General features: G+C 64.8%; 17 protein-coding genes. 8 read left to right on the top strand and 9 right to left on the bottom strand.

The window, feature by feature from the left end; all coding sequences use genetic code 11:
* Positions 1-67: 67 nt before the first annotated feature.
* From ACLB6G_RS10060 to ACLB6G_RS10045, 4 genes are all read right to left on the bottom strand, one after another.
* A complete protein-coding gene (locus ACLB6G_RS10060; RefSeq protein WP_410356038.1) occupies positions 68-742 on the bottom strand; it encodes a Crp/Fnr family transcriptional regulator in 675 nt (224 codons plus the stop codon).
* Positions 743-856: 114 nt separating this feature from the next.
* A complete protein-coding gene (locus tag ACLB6G_RS10055; protein WP_410356037.1) occupies positions 857-1633 on the bottom strand; it encodes an N-acyl amino acid synthase FeeM domain-containing protein in 777 nt (258 codons plus the stop codon).
* 154 nt (positions 1634-1787) lie between these two features.
* Entirely contained in the window at positions 1788-4109 is a 2322-nt protein-coding gene (locus ACLB6G_RS10050) for a putative bifunctional diguanylate cyclase/phosphodiesterase (RefSeq protein WP_410356036.1), read from the bottom strand.
* A 109-nt stretch (positions 4110-4218) separates the two neighbouring features.
* Positions 4219-7698, bottom strand: a complete 3480-nt coding sequence (locus tag ACLB6G_RS10045) for an indolepyruvate ferredoxin oxidoreductase family protein (RefSeq protein WP_410356035.1) — start codon at positions 7696-7698, stop codon at positions 4219-4221.
* On the opposite strand from ACLB6G_RS10045, the gene ACLB6G_RS10040 reads away from it, so the two are divergent.
* The 4 genes from ACLB6G_RS10040 to ACLB6G_RS10025 all read left to right on the top strand — a co-directional run bounded on the left by ACLB6G_RS10040 (position 7687) and on the right by ACLB6G_RS10025 (position 11687).
* Positions 7687-7983 carry a hypothetical protein gene (locus ACLB6G_RS10040; protein ID WP_410356034.1) on the top strand — a complete coding sequence of 99 codons (297 nt, stop codon included), beginning with the start codon at positions 7687-7689 and terminating at the stop codon, positions 7981-7983. The genes ACLB6G_RS10045 and ACLB6G_RS10040 overlap by 12 nt on opposite strands.
* A gap of 139 nt (positions 7984-8122) precedes the next feature.
* The gene (locus tag ACLB6G_RS10035; protein WP_410356033.1) at positions 8123-8725 is read left to right on the top strand and encodes a TRAP transporter small permease subunit; all 603 of its coding nucleotides are present in this window, start codon (positions 8123-8125) and stop codon (positions 8723-8725) included.
* Positions 8725-10626 (top strand): TRAP transporter large permease, encoded by a 1902-nt coding sequence (locus ACLB6G_RS10030; protein ID WP_410356032.1) that lies wholly within the window; start codon positions 8725-8727, stop codon positions 10624-10626. Before ACLB6G_RS10035 ends, ACLB6G_RS10030 begins: the two co-directional genes overlap by 1 nt.
* 107 nt (positions 10627-10733) lie before the next feature.
* Positions 10734-11687, top strand: coding sequence for an alpha/beta fold hydrolase (locus tag ACLB6G_RS10025; RefSeq protein WP_410356031.1), 954 nt, complete (start codon positions 10734-10736; stop codon positions 11685-11687).
* A 3-nt stretch (positions 11688-11690) separates the two neighbouring features.
* On the opposite strand, the gene ACLB6G_RS10020 is transcribed toward ACLB6G_RS10025, so the two are convergent.
* On the bottom strand, positions 11691-12812 hold the full coding sequence (locus tag ACLB6G_RS10020; RefSeq protein WP_410356030.1) for a TRAP transporter substrate-binding protein: 1122 nt from the start codon (positions 12810-12812) through the stop codon (positions 11691-11693).
* A gap of 253 nt (positions 12813-13065) precedes the next feature.
* On the opposite strand from ACLB6G_RS10020, the gene ACLB6G_RS10015 reads away from it, so the two are divergent.
* Entirely contained in the window at positions 13066-13866 is an 801-nt protein-coding gene (locus ACLB6G_RS10015) for a gamma-glutamyl-gamma-aminobutyrate hydrolase family protein (RefSeq protein WP_410356029.1), read from the top strand.
* Here the strand turns inward: ACLB6G_RS10015 and ACLB6G_RS10010 are convergent.
* The 4 genes from ACLB6G_RS10010 to ACLB6G_RS09995 form a co-directional block, all read right to left on the bottom strand.
* Positions 13812-14213 (bottom strand): hypothetical protein, encoded by a 402-nt coding sequence (locus ACLB6G_RS10010; RefSeq protein ID WP_410356028.1) that lies wholly within the window; start codon positions 14211-14213, stop codon positions 13812-13814. The two genes, ACLB6G_RS10015 and ACLB6G_RS10010, sit on opposite strands and share 55 nt — an antisense overlap.
* Before the next feature lie 60 nt (positions 14214-14273).
* Positions 14274-15296, bottom strand: a complete 1023-nt coding sequence (locus tag ACLB6G_RS10005) for a LacI family DNA-binding transcriptional regulator (protein WP_410356419.1) — start codon at positions 15294-15296, stop codon at positions 14274-14276.
* 75 nt (positions 15297-15371) lie between these two features.
* Entirely contained in the window at positions 15372-16310 is a 939-nt protein-coding gene (locus ACLB6G_RS10000) for a DMT family transporter (protein WP_410356027.1), read from the bottom strand.
* Between the two features lie 102 nt (positions 16311-16412).
* A complete protein-coding gene (locus ACLB6G_RS09995; protein ID WP_410356026.1) occupies positions 16413-16889 on the bottom strand; it encodes a MarR family winged helix-turn-helix transcriptional regulator in 477 nt (158 codons plus the stop codon).
* Positions 16890-17019: 130 nt separating this feature from the next.
* On the opposite strand from ACLB6G_RS09995, the gene ACLB6G_RS09990 reads away from it, so the two are divergent.
* The 3 genes from ACLB6G_RS09990 (at position 17020) to ACLB6G_RS09980 (ending at position 19979) form a co-directional block, all read left to right on the top strand.
* A complete protein-coding gene (locus tag ACLB6G_RS09990; RefSeq protein ID WP_410356025.1) occupies positions 17020-17817 on the top strand; it encodes a creatininase family protein in 798 nt (265 codons plus the stop codon).
* A 91-nt stretch (positions 17818-17908) separates the two neighbouring features.
* Positions 17909-18997, top strand: coding sequence for a CobW family GTP-binding protein (locus ACLB6G_RS09985; RefSeq protein WP_410356024.1), 1089 nt, complete (start codon positions 17909-17911; stop codon positions 18995-18997).
* Positions 18998-19004: 7 nt separating this feature from the next.
* The gene (locus ACLB6G_RS09980; protein ID WP_410356023.1) at positions 19005-19979 is read left to right on the top strand and encodes a WD40 repeat domain-containing protein; all 975 of its coding nucleotides are present in this window, start codon (positions 19005-19007) and stop codon (positions 19977-19979) included.
* Position 19980: the final 1 nt, after the last annotated feature.

The raw sequence follows: 19980 nt of genomic DNA, 5'->3' as shown, positions 1-19980 counted from the left end.
GCTGGCGAGTGCGAATCATGCCCGGTGTCGGCGAGCGGGTTCTAGCGTCCGGTCGCCTTGAGGCAGGTTAGTCGCCGTAGTGCATCAGTCCCCGGACATCGTGAACCGTGATCCTGCCGTGCTCCACGGTCAGCAGGCCCTCGTCCTGCAATTCGCCGAGGCTGCGATTGGTGACCGCGCGGGACACGCCGGTCAGGAGGGCGAGTTCATCCTGCGTGATCTCGACGGTCCTGACGACGCCGGGATAGAGCACGGGATTGAACAGCCAGGACAGGTTGCGTGCCACGCGCGCCTTGGAATCGAGGATCCTGTCATGTTCGACGGTTGCGATGAACTGGCTCAGCCGCTCGTTGATCTGGCGCAGCAGGTAGTGATTGAATCCGACGGAATTTTCATAGAGCCACATGAAGGTCTGCCGGTTCATCAGTGCCAGGCGGGTCTCGCGCAGCGCCACCAGGTCATACTTTCGCGGCTCGTTCTTGATGACCGAGCCTTCGCCGAACCAGGCCCCGTTGCCGAGTCCGGCAAACGTGACCGCCTTGCCCGACCGCCCGATCGTGCTCATCTTGATGAGCCCTTCGAGAATGCCGCCCCAGTGGGAAAGCTGGTCGCCGCGGTGACAGACATAGGCACCCCTGGCGTAGGTGCGTTCGGTGATTCCCTGCGCGGCGCGTTCGAGTTCGCCTTCGGTCAGGTCCGAGGCCCAGATGACCCCCCGGACCAGTGCCACCTTGTCGTTCATGCCTTGGCCGCCATGCCGTGATGCCACAATCGCGCCGCACCGGTCCGGAGTGGCGTGGGCTGGATCATATACGCCGCAAGGCGACTCCACCGCAAGTGCCGCGGCGGAACGGTATCACGCGGGTTCGCCGATCAGGTATTTCGCCGATGGCAGGATCGAGAGCGGCGCGCCAGCGCCGACGACCGGGCGCTCGAAGAGCATGCGCCCTTCCGCTTCCGTGAACTGGAAGAAGGGAAAACGCTCGACTGTCGTGGCGCCGAACCGGGCGATGTCGCCTTCGTACAGCGGCACGCTGCAGTTGACCGCGCCCTTGTAGTCGCGGGCTTCCGCAATCCTGTAGAACCCGAACATCTTCTTGTAGAAGACCTCGTGGTCGTCCCGCAGCATGGTGATGTAGTAGGGAACCTGCAGGTAGCGGCAGGCGATATAGGCCAGCCGCATGGTCACGGTGGGTATCATGATGGATCCCGACACGATGTCGGGATCGACAGCCAGCTTGCTGGGATCGATATAGCTGTCTCCTGCCTCCAGTCGCGGCATCAGGATGTCTCTGTACATCTCCATGGCGGGCGAACGCGGGAACGCCTTCGAGGCATGATGGAGGCGGATCGTCGCCACGAGTTCCTCGTCCAGATAGACCCCGAAGATGTAGGCGTTCGCGTCGCCGTCATACTGGTCGATGATCTGCCGGGTTTCGTTCCGGGTCACGAGGCTGTTCTGGAGATAGGACTTGTAGCGGAGACGGGCGACCTCTTCCAGGGCTTCGCCGCAGGTCACGCGCCTGTACTCGATCCGGTCCAGATAGGCCAGAAAGCGCTTGAGCATGGCGCCCTGGGCAGACGCCGTTCTCGTCAACTGGCCGACGACGGCGGGTTCGCTTGCCGCATTCATGGCCTTCCCCTCGTAAAAGAACCAGAGGGAGAGTGTAGGCAAACAAACGCTTCGGAAAAAGCCCACAAATGGGTGGGTTCCATTTACCTATCGTTAACCTTAACAATTGGTTAATTAGAAAAAATCGTTCTCCGGCAGTGTTTCCGCCGGCCCTTCAGCGTGTCGTGACGTTGGCCCTGCGGGTCGCGTCCTTGAGGGGTCTGATTGCCTGGATCATGGCGGCAATGCCGCGCTTGGAAAGCGGCGCGCCGAACAGGAAGCCCTGGATGAAATCGGGGTGCACGGTTTCCACCAGCAGCCGGAACTGCTGTTCGGTTTCCACGCCCTCGATGGTCACGCCAAGCTGCAGGCGCCGTGACAATTCGACAACGCCCTTGAGCAGTTCCAGTGACTTCGGGTTGGTTTCCATCTCCGAGAGGAACGACCGGTCCACCTTGATCTTGTCGAGAGGCAGGGCGTTCAGATAGCCGAGATTCGAGTAGCCGGTGCCGAAATCGTCGAGCGCGATGGTGACGCCGAGAACCTTGAGTTCCTCCAGATAGGCCCAGGTCTTCGCCTTGTCGTCCACCAGCGCCGTTTCCGTGACCTCGATCTCCAGGCGCGAAGGTTCCAGCCCCGAGAACTTCAGCACCCGCTCGACCGTCGCCACGATCTCGGGCGAACGGAAATCGTTTGCCGACAGGTTCACGGAAATGCGGATATCGCCCGGCAGTTCGGCGCAATCGAGGGTCGCCCGCTTCAGCACGAAGGCAGAGATCGAGGAAATGATGCCCATTTCCTCGGCGAGCGGAATGAAGGTCGATGGCGGAATGTTGCCGAGTTCGGGATGATGCCAGCGGCACAACGCCTCGCAACTGGCAACCTGCAGGGTCCGCGCATCGACGATCGGCTGGTACAGCACCGTCAGTTCGTCGCGCTCGATGGCACCGCGCAACTCGCCCTTCAGCCGTTGCCGCTCGCGAAAGGCCCGGTCGAGCGTTTCCTCGAACAGTTCCCAGCTGTTCTTGCCCATCCCCTTGGCCTTGTAGAGGGCCAGGTCGGCCTTGACGATCAGATTGTCGACGCTCGTGTCGCGGACCTTGGCCATGACCGCGCCGCCGCTCACCTGCAACGACAGCAGGTTGCCCGCGACGTCGGCCGGCGCCTTGAGCCGCTGGTAGAGGGCGTTGATCTTCTCCCTCAGGTCTTCCTCGTCATGGATCTCGTCGAAGAACACCATGAACTCGTCGCCGCCGAACCGTGAAACCTTCAGGTGGTCCTCGTTCTGGGCGTTCAGCCGCTCCCCGAGCGCGAAGATCAGGGCGTCGCCGACCGGATGACCCAGCGAATCGTTCACGCCCTTGAAGTCGTCCAGGTCCAGCACCAGCATGGCGCACATCCGCTCCGGGTCGCCCTCGGCCAGCGATTCCGCCACGATCTCCTGGAAGTAGCCGCGATTGGCGAGGCCGGTCAGGGCATCGAAGCGCGCCATGTAGCGGATCTTTTCCTGCGATGCGATGCGCGAGGAAACATCCTCGAACGTGATCACGGAAAGGTCGTCGTCGCCCTCGCGGGCCGACAGTTCGAAATAGCGCCCGTCGGTAAGCTTGATCAGCACCTTGCGGTTGCGCCCCTCGCGGATGGCGCGAGAGAGTTCGACGGCGATGTAGCGGGCGTCCCGCCGGTCCAGCAATCCCGCGGCGACGCCGCGATTGAGCAGGGCATGGAAGGTGCGCCCCTGCATGTGCTGCGCGCTGCGCAGGCCGAAGAAGTCCGACGCCCGTGAATTGGCCACGACGATCGATTCGCGCGCATCCAGCATGACGAGACCGTGCGACATGGTGTTGAGCGCCTTGTCGAAGCGGACGGCCAGTGCGCTTGCCTTCTTCTTTTCCCTGAGAAGCGAAAGCACCTTGTCGCGGATGTCGGTGGAAAAGGTCTGGATTGCGAACAGGAACGGCGCCAGCAGCAGGCCCAGGACGACGTGATAGACGTCCATGCGCGCGATCAGTGTTGCCGAGATCGGCAGCGACAGGAAGGTGTTGAGGACGAACACCATGCGCGACGAGCCGTAATTGCGGCCCGGAATGGAGACCGCGGTCGCCAGCGCAAGGCTGATCGAGGCGACCTCGGCGAATTCGTCGCGCACGAAATAGATGCTGTAGACGGTGAAGACGCCGAGTGCCGCGCCATGCAGCGCGCCGACGGCGATATAGGCCCATTCGCGGCGCTTGGCCTCTGCCAGCGTCTGGGCGATGCCGGCATTGCGGTAGCGGTTGACCGTGTAGGAGCGCAAGAGCCCGACGGGGAGGATTCCGATCGCGATATAGGCGAAAACGGGATCGCCGGTCTTCCAGTAGACAAGCAACAGCATCGCGATCTGGGTCACCACGCCCATCATCAGCGTGCGCCCATTCTCGAAGAGCGACTGCACGAACGCGATATAGAACTCGTCGTGCGTCTGGTCCTGGACTGTTTTTCTGTTCTTGTCCTGCATGCGCCAGATCCGGTACCCGGGACCCGGCTTTTCGCATTTCCGGCTTAAGAAACCCTTATTTCACGACGGTTTGCCGCCTTTTTTTTGACTTTTTCATCTCTCTTCCGGCCTATTCGGCCGCTGCGAGCGCCATGTCCGGTTCAGGGTTTTCAAAGCGCTTGAGTGCCTGCTCGCGCGCCGCATCCGCCTTGGCCGCATTCGCCGCCTTCACGTGGCCGAAGCCGCGGATCATGGAGGGAATGCCCGCCACCTCGACGGCTGCGGCGATCCGCTTGCTGTCCAGGCGCTTCGCGAGCATTTCCACGTCGCCGGCATAGCGCTCGCGCAGCGCCCGCTCCATCCGCCGTTCCTCGGTATGGCCAAAGATGTCGAAGACCGTGCCGCGCAGGCCCTTGAGCCGCGCCAGCACGCCGAAAGCCTTCATCATCCACGGCCCGTAATGCGATTTGCGGGCATGGCCCTTGTTGTCCTTGCGCGCCAGGATGGGCGGTGCCAGATGGAATTCCAGCCGGTCATAGCCGGAAAACTCGCGGGCCATCTGCTGCCTGAACGCCCCGTCGGTGTAGAGACGCGCGACCTCGTATTCGTCCTTGATCGCCATGGCCTTGAACAGGTTGCGCGCCACGGCTTCCGTGACCGCCGTGGATCCCGGCGCCGCCTTGGCCTCCGCTGCGCGCACCTTTTCGACCAAGGCCCGGTAGCGTTTCGCATAGGCCGCATTCTGGTAGCCTGTCAGGAAGGCCTCGCGCCGCGCGATGATCTCGTCGAGCGTTTCGGCCGAGAAGTCCGGCCGCGGCCGCCCGCGCAGGCGGTCGACCAGCGCCATCACCCCGTCCCGGTCATGGGCCGCGCGGCGGCCCCAGCGGAAGGCGGCGATGTTCATGTCCACGGCCTGGCCGTTGAGGCGGATCGCCTGCTCGATCGCTTCCGACGAAACCGGCAGTCCGCCGTGCTGGTAGGCGAAGCCGAGCATGAACATGTTGGCGCCCAGCGAATTGCCGAAAAGCGTCGTCGCGGTGCGCGTGGCGTCGAAGAAATGGGCCTTTTCCTCGCCTGCGGCCTTGCGGATCGCCTGCTTCAGGCGTTCGGTGGGCAGCGAGAAATCGGGCGACCGCGTGAAGTCGCCGGGCATGACTTCCGCCGTGTTGGTCACGAACAGTGTCTCGCCCTCGCGTGTCGCCGCCAACACCTTGGCCGAACCGGAAACGACGAGGTCGCAGCCCAGGATCAGGTCCGCCTTGCCGGCCGAGACCCGGATCGCATGAATGTCGTCGGGCGTCCCGGCGATGCGGACATGGGAGTAGACAGCCCCGCCCTTCTGGGCAAGGCCGGCCATGTCGATCATGCCGCATCCCTTGCCTTCCAGGTGCGCCGCCATGCCGAGGATCGCGCCGATGGTCACCACGCCCGTTCCGCCGACCCCGTCGACCACGGAAGACCATCCGCCCTTGCCAAGATCGAACAGCGCGGGTTCGGGCACGCCCTCCAGCGGGTCCTGCTCCAGGCTCGCGCCTTCGGACTTGCGGATCCTGGCGCCATGCACCGTCACGAAGGAGGGGCAGAAGCCCTCCAGGCAGGAGAAATCCTTGTTGCAGCTTGACTGGTCGATGCGCCGCTTGCGGCCGAACTCCGTGTCCACCGGCTGGACCGAGACGCAATTGGACTTCACGCCGCAATCGCCGCAGCCCTCGCAGACGAGCTCGTTGATGATGACCCGCCTGTCGGGATCGGGGAAAGTGCCGCGCTTGCGCCGCCGGCGCTTTTCCGCCGCGCATGTCTGGTCGTAGATCAGCACCGAGACGCCCGGCACCTCGCGCAGTTCGCGCTGCACGGCGTCCATCTCCTCGCGGTGATGGATGGTCGTGCGCTCCGGGAACGCCACCACGCCGGCATACTTGTCCGGCTCGTCGGTGACGACAGCAATCCGCTCGACACCCTCCGCGCGCACCTGCGCCGCGATGTGGTCGACCGAAAGCGTGCCCTCGTGCGGCTGCCCGCCGGTCATGGCCACGGCATCGTTGTAAAGGATCTTGTAGGTGATGTTGACGCCCGAGGCGATGGCGTAGCGGATCGCCAGCGAACCGGAATGGTTGTAGGTGCCGTCGCCCAGGTTCTGGAACATGTGCTTGCGCTTCGAGAACGGCGCCTGGCCCACCCATTGCGCGCCCTCCCCGCCCATGGCGGTGAAGCCGACGGTGCTGCGGTCCATCCACAGGGCCATGAAGTGGCAGCCGATCCCGGCGCCCGCCAGCGACCCCTCCGGCACCCGTGTGGACGTGTTGTGCGGACAGCCTGAACAGAAATAGGGGGTGCGCACCGCCACGTCCTTCGTGTCGGATAGCATGGCCTGGAACTGGCGCATCTGCTTCACGCGCGCCTCGATTTCCTCCGACGGGCCGATGACCTTCAGCACGCGCTCCCCGATCGCCACCGCGATGTCATTGGGATCGAGCGCGCCCTTGACCGGGAACAGCCAGTCGCCGCGCTCGTCTTTCTTGCCCACCACCACGGGCTGGTTCGCCGTGCCGTAGAGGTCCTCGCGTACCTGCACCTCGATGAGCGAGCGCTTTTCCTCCACCACGATGATCGTGTCGAGGCCAAGGGCGAATTCCTTGATATGCTCAAGGTCGAGCGGCCAGGGACAGGCCACCTTGAACAGGCGGATGCCCATCCTGTTCGCCCGTGCCTCGTCGATGCCCAGTTCGTCCAGCGCCTCGCGCACGTCCAGGTAGCTCTTGCCCACCGTGATGATGCCGAGCTTGGCGTTCGCCCCGCCCGAATAGATGATGCGGTTGAGGCCGTTGGCACGGATGAAGGCGGCCGCCGCGGCCCGCTTGTAGTTGTGCAGCCGCTCTTCCTGGCCGATCTGGTTGAGTTCGTGGCGGATGTTCAGCCCGCCCTTCGGCATGTCGAATTCCGGCAGCACGATGTTGAGCCGGTCGAGCGAAACGTCGACGGAGGCGGTCGATTCGATGTTGTCCTTGACGCATTTGAGGGCCGACCAGGTGCCCGCGAAACGCGACAGCGCATAGCCGTAAAGGCCATAATCGATCAGTTCCTGGACGCCGGCCGGGTTGAAGATCGGGATCATCGTGTCAACGAAGAGGAATTCCGTGGCATGCGCATTGGTCGAGCTTTCCGCCGTGTGGTCGTCGCCCATCAGCGCCAGCACGCCGCCATGCTTCGAACTTCCGGCCAGGTTGGCGTGGCGGAAGACGTCGCCGGACCGGTCGACGCCGGGGCCCTTGCCGTACCACAGCGCGAAAACGCCGTCCTTGGTGCCTTCGCCGAGCAGTTCCGTCTGCTGGCTGCCCCAGCAGGCCGTCGCAGCCAGTTCCTCGTTCAGGCCGGGCTTGAAGACGATGTCGTTGGCGGCGAATTCCTTGCGCGCCTTCCAGAATTGCTGGTCCAGCCCGCCGAGCGGCGAACCGCGATAGCCGGAAACGAAGCCCCCCGTATCAAGTCCGTTGCGCCGGTCCAGCTCGCGCTGCATCATCAGCATGCGCACGATCGCCTGCGCGCCGGACACGAAGATCCGGTTCCTGGACAGGTCGAACTTGTCGGCAAGGCTAACCGCGTGAAGCGTCATTTTGTCGTTCCTCCGGCGCGGGCCCTCTGCGTGGCCCTTCCCAATACATGGGCAGTTTTCTGCGCCGGGCAAATCCAGTCAATCGAATTCGCCGCCAATGCTGATATTGGCAAGCCCGTTGAAGCCAACCAGCAGAAACCATTCGGAAAAATACCGGAATGGACCGTCTGGCGTAACGGAATTGCCGGCTGTGCCACGGGCCGGGATGCGCCGTGCCTGGCGGACACGCATGAATTGGTAAAAAAACTTATCCAGTTTCTTTTCGCCACGCCTGAAATCTGCTAACCGGAAATTCCGGGCGGTCCGCCAGGCGTGCGGGAACCGGTATTGCTGTCGACAAGCGACCCCTTGTGTTGCACTGTCGGCGCAGCCGGGAGTCCGGGAGAACACGCCGGCAGGGCAGCCGGTGCAAGGGAGGGCATGCATGACGGTTCTACTGGCGGTCTCGCGACTCATCGACCGAATTAACGATTTCATCGGCAGGCAGGTATCGTGGCTTATCCTCGCTGCCGTCCTGGTATCGGCCTACAACGCGACCGTGCGCTATCTCGGCGAAGGCCTGCCGGACTTCCTGCCCATCCCGCGTGCATCGAATGCACTGCTCGAACTGCAATGGTACCTCTACGGCACCGTCTTCATGCTTGCGGCCGCCTACACCCTGCTGAAGAACGAACACATCCGCATCGACATCGTTTCAAACCGTTTGTCGAAGCGCACGCGCGACTGGGTCGACCTCTTCTGCCACACCTTCTTCCTGATGCCCTTCTGCCTGCTCATGGTCTGGCTTGCCTGGCCCTGGTTCTGGCGCTCCTACAACAGCGGCGAGATCTCGGCCAATGCCGGCGGGCTGATCCTGTGGCCAGCCAAGATGATGGTCCTGATCGGCTTCCTGCTGCTCACGGCCCAGGGCATTTCCGAGATCATCAAGCGCATTGCCGTGCTTCGCGGCGACATCGACGACCCCATGCCCCAGCATGACCTGCCGCCCGAGGCGGAAGCCGCACTCGACATCGAGGAGGCCCGCTGATGCTCGACCTGATCGCACACGAACTCGCGCCGATCATGTTCGTCTCCGTCATGGTGATGCTGCTGATCGGCTATCCGGTGGCCTTCACGCTGGCCGCCGGCGGCCTGCTCTTCTTCGCCATCGGCGTGGAAATGTCGCTGTTTTCCAGCGAGATCCGCCTGTTCTGGCCTTTGCTCCAGAGCCATCCGGAGCGGATCTACGGCATCATGTACAATGATACGCTGCTGGCGATCCCCTTCTTCACGTTCATGGGGCTGATCCTGGAGCGTTCGGGCATGGCCGAGGACCTGCTCGACACCGTCGGCCAGCTTTTCGGCCCGGTGCGTGGCGGCCTTGCCTATGCGGTCGTCCTGGTCGGCGCGCTCCTCGCGGCCACCACCGGCGTCGTCGCCGCCTCCGTCATCGCCATGGGCCTGATCTCGCTGCCCATCATGATGCGCTACGGCTACAACCGCTCCTTTGCGACCGGCACCATAGCCGGATCGGGAACGCTGGCGCAGATCGTGCCGCCCTCGCTCGTCCTCATCGTCATGGCCGACCAGCTCGGCCGGTCCGTCGGCGACATGTATGTCGGCGCGCTGCTGCCGGCCGCCATCATCGTCGGCGCCTACTGTCTCTATGTCTTCGCCGTCACGCTGGTGAAACCGTCCTGGGCGCCGGCCCTGCCGATGGAGGCCCGCACGCTGGGCGGCGGCGTCACCTCGCTGATTGTCATTCTCGCCGTGGCCGTCGGCATCTATTTCGCCACCTATCACACGGTCTACGCGGACATGCGCTACGAGGTCCGGCTCGTCTGGGCCGCGACGACAGCGGTCGGCGTGGCGCTTGCCGCCAGCCTCATCAACAGGCGCTTCCAGCTCGGCATCCTGTCGCGCCTGGCCGAACAGGTCGTCATCGTGCTGATCCCGCCACTGGCGCTGATCTTCCTCGTGCTCGGCACGATCTTCCTCGGCATAGCCACGCCGACAGAAGGCGGCGCCATGGGCGCGACCGGCGCGCTCGTCCTGGCGCTGATGAAGCGGCGGATCAACTTCTCCGTTCTCAAGCAGGCGCTCGATTCGACGACGAAGCTGACTGCCTTCGTCATGTTCATCCTGATCGGTGCGCGCGTCTTCGGCCTCACCTTCTACGGGCTGAACGGCAATATCTGGATCGAGGAACTGCTCCTGGCGCTGCCGGGCGGTGAATACGGCTTCCTGATCGTCGTCACGATCATCGTGTTCATTCTCGGCTGCTTCCTCGATTTCTTCGAGATCGCCTTCATCCTCGTGCCGCTGCTGGCGCCCGTCGCCGAGAAGCTCGGCATCGACCTGATCTGGTTCGGCATCATCCTGGGTATCAACCTGCAGACGTCGTTCCTGACGCCGCCCTTCGGCTTCGCGCTCTTCTACCTTCGCTCCATCGCGCCGCGCTCCGAATGGGTCGACAAGGCGACGAACCTGACGATGCCGGGCGTCAAGACAACCGAGATCTACAAGGGCGCCATTCCCTACATCATCATCCAGTTCTGCGTGATCCTGCTGATCATCGCCTATCCGCGCCTTGTGACCCACTACAAGGATGACCAGAAGGTCATCAATCCCGACGACATCAAGATCGAGGTGCCAAGTTTTGGCGGCGGCTTGCAGATGCCGGGAACGGCTCCCGGGACCGATGGCGGCGGCAGCGGCCTGCAGCTTCCGGGCCTGCAATTGCAGGGTTCGCCGAACTTCGGCAACCAGCCGGCCACCGGCGGCAATGGCAACACCATCCAGCTTCCGGGCTTGCAACTGCAGGGCGCGCCGAATTTCGGCAACCAGCCGCCGGCACCGCAATCGGGCAATGGCGCACAGCAGCAGGGCTCCGGCGGCCTCCAGATGCCCAGCGGCCCGCCGCGGATCGAGCCTGCCCCGGCCGATTGACCGGAACCTCTGGACCAGACACGGAAAGCCGGGCCTCGCGCCCGGCTTTCTCATTGGAACCAGGGCGGCGCCTGCCACGTTGACGTGGGCTCATCCGGATCGCCGCCATGCCTGCCACACCGCCTGCCCTTGTCATCTCCCGCCGTGACGGCCCGCGCACCGTCCTGCTGCATGGCATGGTTATGGCGCCCTCGTTCTGGCAGACCTATGCACCGCCGGTCTGCCGTACCGGCACCGCCATCGCCTACCCTCTCCCCGGTCATTTTCCCTGGACACTTGGTGCCGGTGCCCGAGCGCTCTGCATGGATGCGATCCTTGATGCCTATGCGGATGCCATCGTTCGCGACTTCAAGGGCCGTCCGGTCACGCTGGTCGGCCATTCCACCGGCGCTTTCATGGCGCTGGGCCTGGCCGCACGGCATCCCGCGCTCGTTGAGGGTCTGGTCATCATGGGCGCGCTGTCCTGCGGCGGGCTTGATGGCTGCCAGCCCTTCGCCATGCGGCTTCTGCGCCTGCGCGGCTTCGGTCAATGGGGATTCGAGCGCCTGCTGTCGCTCTGGATTTCGACGCCGGCGCGCTTCATCGAAGGCGCGCGCACCTGCGTGGCGCAAGGGGAAACGCCGCGCGGGCGCAGGGATGTCGAGGCGATCGAACGGGTCCGGCAGTCCCTTTTGAGAAGCAATCCGGCGGAGATCGCGGCGCTGGTGCGGCTTCTCTCCCGGACCTCGCTGTCGGACGTCCTGCCGGCGATCACCTGTCCGGCGCTCAACATCGTCGGCGGCATGGACAGGGTCATCCGTCCCCGTCACCAGTTCGGCATCCAGGCCGCAATGCCGGCGGTGACGACGCTGTTCCTGCCCAGCGCCGGCCACCTCCCCATGGTGGAGAAGCCCGGCGAGGTTGCCGTTGCCGTGCATGCCTTCATGCGCATGCATGGCCTGTTGCAGACCGGCGGCCCGACAGCACCGGCCAATAACCTTGAGGGCGCCCATCCCGCCTATGAAAGACCCCGGGGCGTTGCCGCCCCGGGGTCCGGTGAGATCGCCATGCCAGCGGGCTGAGGATCAGAGCTTGCCGGCCTGCTGCTGGATCATCATGAACGTATCGAACGTGTTCTCGGAGATCTGCATCCACAGATAGGCGTCCTTCTTGAACGCAAGCTGGTGGTCGTAGATCTTCTTGAACATGGCGTTCTCGGCCGAGATCTCGGCATAGGTGCCCTTGGCCGCTTCGTAGGAAGCTTCCAGGATCTCGCGCGAGAACGGACGCAGCTGGGCGCCGGCGCCGACGAGACGCTTCAACGCGGCCGGGTTCTTGGCGTCGTAGCTGGCCATCATGTCGGTGTTGGCGGCACGGTTGGCGACTTCCAGCACAGCCTTGTAGTGCTCCGGAAGCTCGTTGTACTTCTCCAGGTTGGCCATGGTGTGCAGCACCGGGCCGCCTTCCCACCAGCCGGGATAGTAGTAGTACTGGGCGACCTTGTTGAAGCCGAGCTTCTCGTCGTCATAGGGGCCGACCCACTCGGTGGCGTCGATCGTGCCCTTCTCCAGTGCCGCGTAGATGTCGCCGCCGGCGATCTGCTGCGGAACGACGCCAAGCTTCTCGATGATCTTGCCGCCCATGCCGCCGATGCGCATCTTCAGGCCCTGCAGGTCGGCGACCGAATTGATCTCCTTGCGGAACCAGCCGCCCATCTGGGTGCCGGTATTGCCGCACATGAATCCGATGAGGCCCTGCGTGGCGTAGAACTCGTTCATCAGGTCGTTGCCCGAAACGCCTTCGGCATTCGGATAGTAGTACCAGGCGTTCTGCATGCGGGCGTTGAGGCCGAACGGAATGGCCGTGCCCAGCGCATAGACCGGATCCTTGCCCCAGTAGTAGTAGGAAGCAGTGTGGCAAAGCTCCACCGTGCCGGCGGCAGCCGCGTCGGCGGCCTGCAGGCCCGGAACGATCTCGCCCGCGGCGAAGACCTGGATCTGGAAATTGCCGCCCGTCGCCTCGCTGACGAACCTCGCCATCGTTTCGGCCGCACCATAGATGGTGTCCAGCGCCTTCGGGAACGAAGAGGTCAGACGCCAGGTGATCTTCGGGTTCTCCTGCGCGATGGCCGGAGCAGCCAGGCTCGTGGCCGCAGCAGCGCCCGCGCCGGCGAGACCGGCCTTCTTGATGAATGAACGACGATCCATGGATATCCTCCCATTGGTGATCAGAACAGAGGAACAATGCGTCCGGCGCCCTCACGCCCTCGCCCTTTTCCGAAGGTTATCAATACACGTTGACGGCACGCTGTCCAGCACCGTGGAAATACGTGGCCAATTTTTTTTACCAGTTGCCATCCCTCGGCAGCACAAGGATTTTTGTCCCGCTGCCCCTGCCGCCATCTGGCGGACGGTCAGCTTGCCGATTATGTAGGGGCCGGTCGTCCAGGAGTCGTCTTTCATGATCCAACCGCTCGTTGCCGTTTCGTCCGACATTCGCGAGTTCGACAACTATGTCTGGCACTGCGCGCCGCAAACCTATCTTGCCGCCGCGATGGACGTGGCCGGCGTTCTGCCGCTTGCCGTCCCGGCGATGGGCGGGAACATCGATGCCGCGGCGCTGCTGGCGCGCATGGACGGACTTCTGGTCACCGGTTCGCGCACGAACGTTCATCCGGGGCGCTACGGCGTCGAGGCGAGCGAGCGCCATGAGCCCTTCGACCCGGCACGCGATGAAACCTCGATCGCCCTGATCCGGGCGGCAATCGCCGGCGGCGTTCCCCTTCTGGCCATCTGCCGGGGCATGCAGGAACTCAACGTCGCCCTTGGCGGCACGCTGGAAACCGAGATCCAGGAACTGGAAGGCATCGACGATCACCGCGCGCCGCAAAGCGATCACAACGACGAGCGCTTCGCGATCCGCCATCCCGCCAGCGTCAAGCCGGGCTCCTGCCTTGCCGCGATCGTCGGCAAGGGCGAAATCCAGGTCAATTCGCTGCACCGCCAGGCCGTCAGCGAACTGGCTCCGGGCCTTTCCGTCGACGCCCTTGCGCCCGACGGCACGGTGGAAGCGGTGTCGGTGGCGGGGGCGAAGGCCTTCGCCCTCGGCGTCCAGTGGCATCCGGAATACTGGGCCAGGACGGATGCGCCATCGGCAGCGATCTTCCGCGCCTTCGGCGATGCGGCGCGCGAACGGGCGCTCGCCCGTCAATCCACGGCCGAGAGCGCCATCAACAGCCCGGCCGGCGCAACCGCCTCGTAGGCGAAGCCTTCGGCCACCGCGAATTCGGCGACCGCTTCGCCGCTGGCATCGGTCAGGATGAGCCCGCCCCTGTGCCCCGTGACGCTGGTGGCCTCGACGAGCGGATTTGCGGCGCCGTCCCCGCAGTCCTGTGACGAGGCCATGCCCGTATCCATGTCGATGGACACCAGGCAACCGGTTTTCCTGCCTGCCAGCCAGAGGCGGAATTGGGTGCCCGGTGAGACGGCCGCCGCAATGGGCCGCACGGGGGCGTCCGCCCGGACGTCATCATGGAACACCCCGCCGGCGGGGATGAGAAGGATGGCGGCACTGCCCAGTCCCGCCGCCAGAACGACGAATCGCAACATGTCGCCCCTTTCCGCTGCTTGTCAGCGCGGAAGAATGGCCCCTGTACGGTAAACGGGTTGTTAAGGAGCCGCCGGTGGCGCTCCGGTGGACTGGCGCACGCGCAATTCCGGGCGGATGAGCTCCTGCCCGCCATGCACATCGTGGCCGGCCAGGCGGTCGAGCAGCGCCTTGGCGGCGCGGCGGCCCACCTCGCGCTGGCCGTTCCAGACGGTCGTGAGCGCCGGCGTGGCGATGGCCGCTTCCTGCAAGTCGTCGTAGCCCGTCACAGAGACGTCGGTCCCCACGTTCAGCCCGGCCCGCGCAAGCCCGTTCATCAGGCCGATGGCCACAAGGTCGTTCCAGCACACGGCCGCGGTCGGACGGGGACTGATGGAGAGGAACGTCTCGGTCGCATCGAACCCGGCAAGCTTGGTGCGCGGCCCGGCGATACGCCATTCCGGCCGCACTTCCAGGCCGGCTTCCTGCATCGCATCCCTGTAGCCCTGGAAGCGGTCGCGGCCGGTCGAGGTCTGGTCGGTGCCCCCCACCATGGCAATGCGGCGGTGGCCGAGCCCGATGAGATGACGCGTCGAAAGGCCCGTTCCATAGGCATCGTCGCCCCGGAAGACCGGCACGTCGGCGCCCGGCACGTTGCGCGCGATCAGCACCGCCGGCAGCCCGTTCTTCTCCGCCAGCTCGATGTCCTCCGGCGGCGTTCCGATCGCCGGCGACATGATGATGCCATCGGCCCCCAGTTGCAGCAGCGTGTCGAGGAAGGCGCGCTGCTTTTCCACCTGGTCGTAGTGGTTTGACAGGAGGAAGGTCTGGCCCGACCGGTCGAGTTCGTCCTCGATGGAACGCAGGATCTCGGCGTAGAACGGGTTCATGATGTCATGCACCACGACGCCGACGATGCCCGAGCGCGAGGTCCGCAGGCTGGCGGCACGGCGGTTGTAGATGTAGCCGATTTCGCGCGCATGCGCCTTGATGCGTTCGCGCGTCAGGTCGGCGACGAGCGGACTGTCGCGCAGCGCCAGCGAGACGGTTGCCGTAGAGACCCCGAGGGCTTCCGCGATGGTCGATAGTTTTATTTTTTGCGCCAGGGCCGCAGCCTCCCCGCCTCGGACCGAACCGTCAACTTAAACGTTTTAAAGTCCTAGCGGTGGCGTGCCCGCGTTTCAACGCTTTTTTGCCGGCAAGACGGATCGCACCGGCGGTGTGGACAGCGACGTGCGCCGCAGGATGCGTTCGCGATGCACGATGTAGAGACCCGACGCGATGATGATGAGCGATCCGCCCAAGGTCCAGTGGTCCGGCAGGTCACCGAAGACAAGCCAGCCGAAGAGCACCATCCAGACCATCTGGAGATAGGGATAGGGCGCCAGGGCGAACACGGTCGCCCGCTTGTAGGCATTGATGAGCAGCCAGTGCCCGATCCCGCCGAAGAACCCCAGTCCCATCAGGACGGCCCATTGCACGCCGGTGTCCGGGAGCGACCCGTACAGCGGAACCGTCGGCGCCATCAGCACCGTTGGCGCGAGGGCGGAATAGAAGATCAGGCTTTCCGGGGTCTCGCTGCCGCTCATCTTGCGCGTCATGATGACGTAGAAACAATAGCTGAGCATGGCGAGCGTGACATAGAGGTGGCCGATGCCGAGCACCCCGGCCCCCGGCCGCGTGATCACCAGAACGCCGATGAAGCCGACCGCGACAGCCATCCAGCGCCGCCAGCCGGCCCATTCACCCAGCAACGGCCCGGACAGCGCCGTGATCACCATGGGCGCGAAGAAGAAGATCGAGATCGTCTCGGCCAGTTGCAGCGTCTGGAGGGCAAGGAAGTTGCAGAAGGTGGAGCCGAACAGGAACATGCCCCTGACGGCCTGTGCCGGAATGCTCGCCACCCGGAACACCTCCGGCCGCGACCAGCCGCGCAGCAGCACGAGTGCCAGCAGCGCGTGTTCGGCGAAGCGCACCCAGGAAACGAACCGGGCATCCATGCCCGATGTGACGAGGAATTTCGCGCTGGTGTCGAGGCAGGCAAAGAGGAAACAGGCGGCAAAGATCAGCAGGATCGCGGCGGTCGGCGTGGCGGTCTCGCCTGTGTCGGGTCGGGTCAAGCGGTCATCCTTCGAAATGCCCTTCCGCTCTTCGACCGGCGCGCAGCGGCGCACAAGTCAAATTTCCTTGTCCGACGGGACAGGCCGCCTCACCCTGGCAGATCAGGCTGCCTCGTCCTCGTCTTCGCCGTTCTCGTCCGGTTGCGCGCCGGGCCGCGAAAGGTTCGCCTCCACCCTGGCGAGGAGCTTGAGCAGCGCCTTGCGCTCCTTCTTGTCGAGCCCCTTGACCAGGGCCTTCTCTGTGCGCTTGACCGATTTCTCGATCGCCCTGATCGCGTCGCGGCCGGCATCCGTCAAGGCGATGTGCGCGATGCGCGCATCGGTCTCGGAGCCGGTCTTGGCGAGGAACCCCTGTGCCTGCAGCCGGTTGATCGTCTTGGTGATGGTCGGCGGCTTGACGCCAAGCCGCATGGCCAGTTGCGTCGGGGTCAAGCCCTCCTCGGCGCTCAGCGCCAGCATGATCTGGTCCTGCCCGGCATAGAAGCCGTGCTCGAGAAGCCGGGCTGCAAGATCCGTGCGCGCCAGACGCGCGACCGATTGCAGACGCGTCGATATGGCACCCTTGCCGGTCTTCGCCATGGATTGCTCCTGTCTTTGTTGCCGGTCCACTTTACGTACAGGAAACCGATTCGCCAACGAAGCGGTTGCGCACTTCCGCCGGAAAACGATAGCGTGCACCGCCGCCTTTCCCCGCCATGAGAGCGCCGTGATGCTTTTGCCCCGCCGCCATTACACCCGGATGACAGCCGGCGAAATGTCGCCCGCCCGCGCGCAGAGGTGGATCGCGGTCCTGCCGCTTGGCGCAACAGAACAGCACGGGCCGCATCTGCCTTTCGAAACCGACACGATCATTGCGCAAGGCGTGGCCGACAGGGTCGCCGCGCGTGCGCCGCAAAACCTCCCCTTCACCGTCCTGCCGGCCGAACCGGTCGGCTATTCCGTCGAGCACATGGACGTGGCGGGCACGCGCACGCTTGCCTTCGACGAGGCAGTCAACCGCTGGATCGGCATCGGCGAAGGGCTGTTCGCGCAAGGATTCCGGAAGTTCCTGATGATCAATGCGCATGGCGGAAACTCGCCGCTGATGACCGTAGTGGCCACCGAGTTGCGCGTGCGCCTGTCCATGCTCGCCGTGGCGACAAGCTGGACCCGCTTCATCGCGCCGGGCGGCGGCGTCAGCGCGGAGGAAAAGGCCTATGGCATCCACGGCGGACAGATCGAGACCGCCGTCATGCTGGCCTTGCGCCCGGACCTCGTCGACATGGCCCGGGCACGCGACTTCCCGTCGGCGCAGGCCGCTCACGTCCGCGACTTCACCTACCTGCGGGCCTATGGCCCTCACGCCTATGGCTGGAAGATGAGCGACCTGAACGCCGACGGCGTGACTGGAAACGCGGCCGCCGCGACGCCGGAACTCGGACAGGCCCTGCTCGATACCGCCGCCGATGGCATCGCTGCCCTGCTGGCGGACATGCACGCCTTCAATCCGCCCTGGCTGGCGCCTTAGCAGCGTCTGGCCTTGCGCCGCGCGCTCGCCTATATGACGGCGACACAGACTTCCCGGCCGCAAGGCAAAGACACGATCCGAGGCAGATCCCATGAGCGAAGCCGCCAATCCCGTTCCCGTCACCGTTCTGACCGGCTATCTCGGTTCGGGCAAGACGACCCTCCTGAACCGTATCCTGTCGGAGGATCACGGCAAGCGCTACGCCGTCATCGTCAACGAGTTCGGCGAGATCGGCATCGACAACGACCTCATCGTGGAATCCGACGAGGAAATCTACGAGATGAACAATGGCTGCGTCTGCTGCACCGTGCGCGGCGATCTCGTGCGCGTCGTGCAGGGCCTGATGCGCCGTCCCGGCCGTTTCGACGCCATCCTGGTGGAGACCACCGGCCTTGCCGATCCCGCCCCCGTCGCCCAGACCTTTTTCATGGATGACGACGTGCGGGCGAAGACCCGTCTTGACGCCGTGGTCGCCCTCGTCGATGCCAAGCACCTGCCGTTGCGCCTGCAGGACAGCCGCGAGGCGGAAGACCAGATCGCCTTCGCCGATGTCGTGCTGCTCAACAAGACCGACCTCGTTTCGCCCGACGAACTGGCCGAGGTGGAGCGCCTCGTGCGCGCCATCAACCCGTCGGCGCGCATCCACCGCACGCAGCGTTCGGCCATTGCGCTGGAACAGGTGCTCGACCGGGGCGCCTTCGATCTGCAGCGCGCCCTCGACAACGATCCGCATTTCCTTGACCACGATCACCCGGACCATGAATGCGGGCCGCATTGCGACCACGACCATGACCATCACCATGATCACGGTCATGAACACCATGATCACGCGCACGACCACGTACATCATCACCATGACCATGGTGCGGTTTCCGCCATCCACGACCTGACGGTGAAATCGGTCTCGCTGCGCGCCGGCGAGATGAACCCGCAGCGCTTCTTCCCCTGGATCGAGAAGATCACCCAGACGCAAGGGCCGGACATCCTGCGCCTCAAGGGCATCGTCGCCTTTGCCGGCGACGATGAGCGCTATGTCGTCCAGGGCGTGCACATGATCGTCGAGGGCGACCACCAGCGCCCCTGGAAGGAAGGCGAGAAGCGCGAAAGCCGCATGGTCTTCATCGGCCGCAATCTCGATCCGGAATTGCTGGAACGCACCTTCAAGGCCTGCGAGGCCTGAGGACGCCATGCCCACGCTTGCCCCGCTCGATCTCGACGGCCATTGCGTCGCCGCCACATTCCTGTCCGGCGTCCCGCACTTCGCCATGGCCGACGGCCTCGTTCACCGCCTCGACAATGGCCACAAGACCGTGGAAGCCCATGACGGGCTGCTCTGCGCCACGTCCGACGGCGCGGCAAACCGCCTGCTGACCGGCGGCGAGGACGGCAAGGTCTGCGCCGTGACCGCCGATGGCATGGCCAAGACGCTCGCCGAGGCGCCGCGCAAGTGGATCAACGCGGTTGCCGCCGGACCCAATGGTGCCATCGCCTTTGCTGAGGGACGCAACGCCCATGTGGTTCTGCCCGATGGCAAGGCGAAGGTGCTGGCGCATTCGCGTTCGGTGGAAGGCTTGGCCTTCGCGCCGAAGGGCCTGCGCCTTGCCGCCGCCCGCTACAACGGCGCCACGCTGCATTTTCCGGCCACCGACGGAAAGCCCGTCGAACTGGAATGGGCCGGCGCGCATATCGATGTCAGCTTCTCGCCGGGCGGCGAGTTCCTCGTCACCACCATGCAGGAAAACGCCCTGCATGGCTGGAAGCTGGCCGACGGCAAGCACATGCGCATGACCGGCTATCCGGCCAAGGTGAAAAGCTGGTCCTGGAGCGTCAAGGGCAAGTGGCTGGCCACCGCCGGCGCGCCGGCAGCCATCGTCTGGCCGTTCCAGGGCAAGGACGGCCCGATGGGCAAGGCGCCGCTGGAACTCGGCACGCGCGGCGATTCCATGGTGACATGCGTTGCCTGCCATCCCGCCGAGGACCTCGTCGCCATCGGTTACGCCGACGGCATGATCCTGGCCGTGCGCTTCGCCGACGGCCGCGAGGCGGTGCTGCGGCGCGGCGGCAAGGCTGCGATCACGTCGATGGGCTGGGACCGCGACGGCATCCGCGTGGCCTTCGGCTCGGAGACGGGTGACTGCGGCGTCATCGACATTCGCGCCTGAC

The sequence above is a fragment of the Zhengella sedimenti genome (assembly GCF_046506625.1).
GTDB lineage: Bacteria > Pseudomonadota > Alphaproteobacteria > Rhizobiales > Rhizobiaceae > Zhengella > Zhengella sedimenti.
This window is presented reverse-complemented; position numbering and strand designations above follow the sequence as displayed.

Coding starts and splice junctions, on each gene's coding strand:
- ACLB6G_RS10060 (WP_410356038.1), bottom strand. CDS start 742: ATGAACGACAAGGTGGCACTGGTCCGGGGGGTCATCTGGGCCTCGGAC.
- ACLB6G_RS10055 (WP_410356037.1), bottom strand. CDS start 1,633: ATGAATGCGGCAAGCGAACCCGCCGTCGTCGGCCAGTTGACGAGAACG.
- ACLB6G_RS10050 (WP_410356036.1), bottom strand. CDS start 4,109: ATGCAGGACAAGAACAGAAAAACAGTCCAGGACCAGACGCACGACGAG.
- ACLB6G_RS10045 (WP_410356035.1), bottom strand. CDS start 7,698: ATGACGCTTCACGCGGTTAGCCTTGCCGACAAGTTCGACCTGTCCAGG.
- ACLB6G_RS10035 (WP_410356033.1), top strand. CDS start 8,123: ATGACGGTTCTACTGGCGGTCTCGCGACTCATCGACCGAATTAACGAT.
- ACLB6G_RS10030 (WP_410356032.1), top strand. CDS start 8,725: ATGCTCGACCTGATCGCACACGAACTCGCGCCGATCATGTTCGTCTCC.
- ACLB6G_RS10025 (WP_410356031.1), top strand. CDS start 10,734: ATGCCTGCCACACCGCCTGCCCTTGTCATCTCCCGCCGTGACGGCCCG.
- ACLB6G_RS10020 (WP_410356030.1), bottom strand. CDS start 12,812: ATGGATCGTCGTTCATTCATCAAGAAGGCCGGTCTCGCCGGCGCGGGC.
- ACLB6G_RS10015 (WP_410356029.1), top strand. CDS start 13,066: ATGATCCAACCGCTCGTTGCCGTTTCGTCCGACATTCGCGAGTTCGAC.
- ACLB6G_RS10010 (WP_410356028.1), bottom strand. CDS start 14,213: ATGTTGCGATTCGTCGTTCTGGCGGCGGGACTGGGCAGTGCCGCCATC.
- ACLB6G_RS09995 (WP_410356026.1), bottom strand. CDS start 16,889: ATGGCGAAGACCGGCAAGGGTGCCATATCGACGCGTCTGCAATCGGTC.
- ACLB6G_RS09990 (WP_410356025.1), top strand. CDS start 17,020: ATGCTTTTGCCCCGCCGCCATTACACCCGGATGACAGCCGGCGAAATG.
- ACLB6G_RS09985 (WP_410356024.1), top strand. CDS start 17,909: ATGAGCGAAGCCGCCAATCCCGTTCCCGTCACCGTTCTGACCGGCTAT.
- ACLB6G_RS09980 (WP_410356023.1), top strand. CDS start 19,005: ATGCCCACGCTTGCCCCGCTCGATCTCGACGGCCATTGCGTCGCCGCC.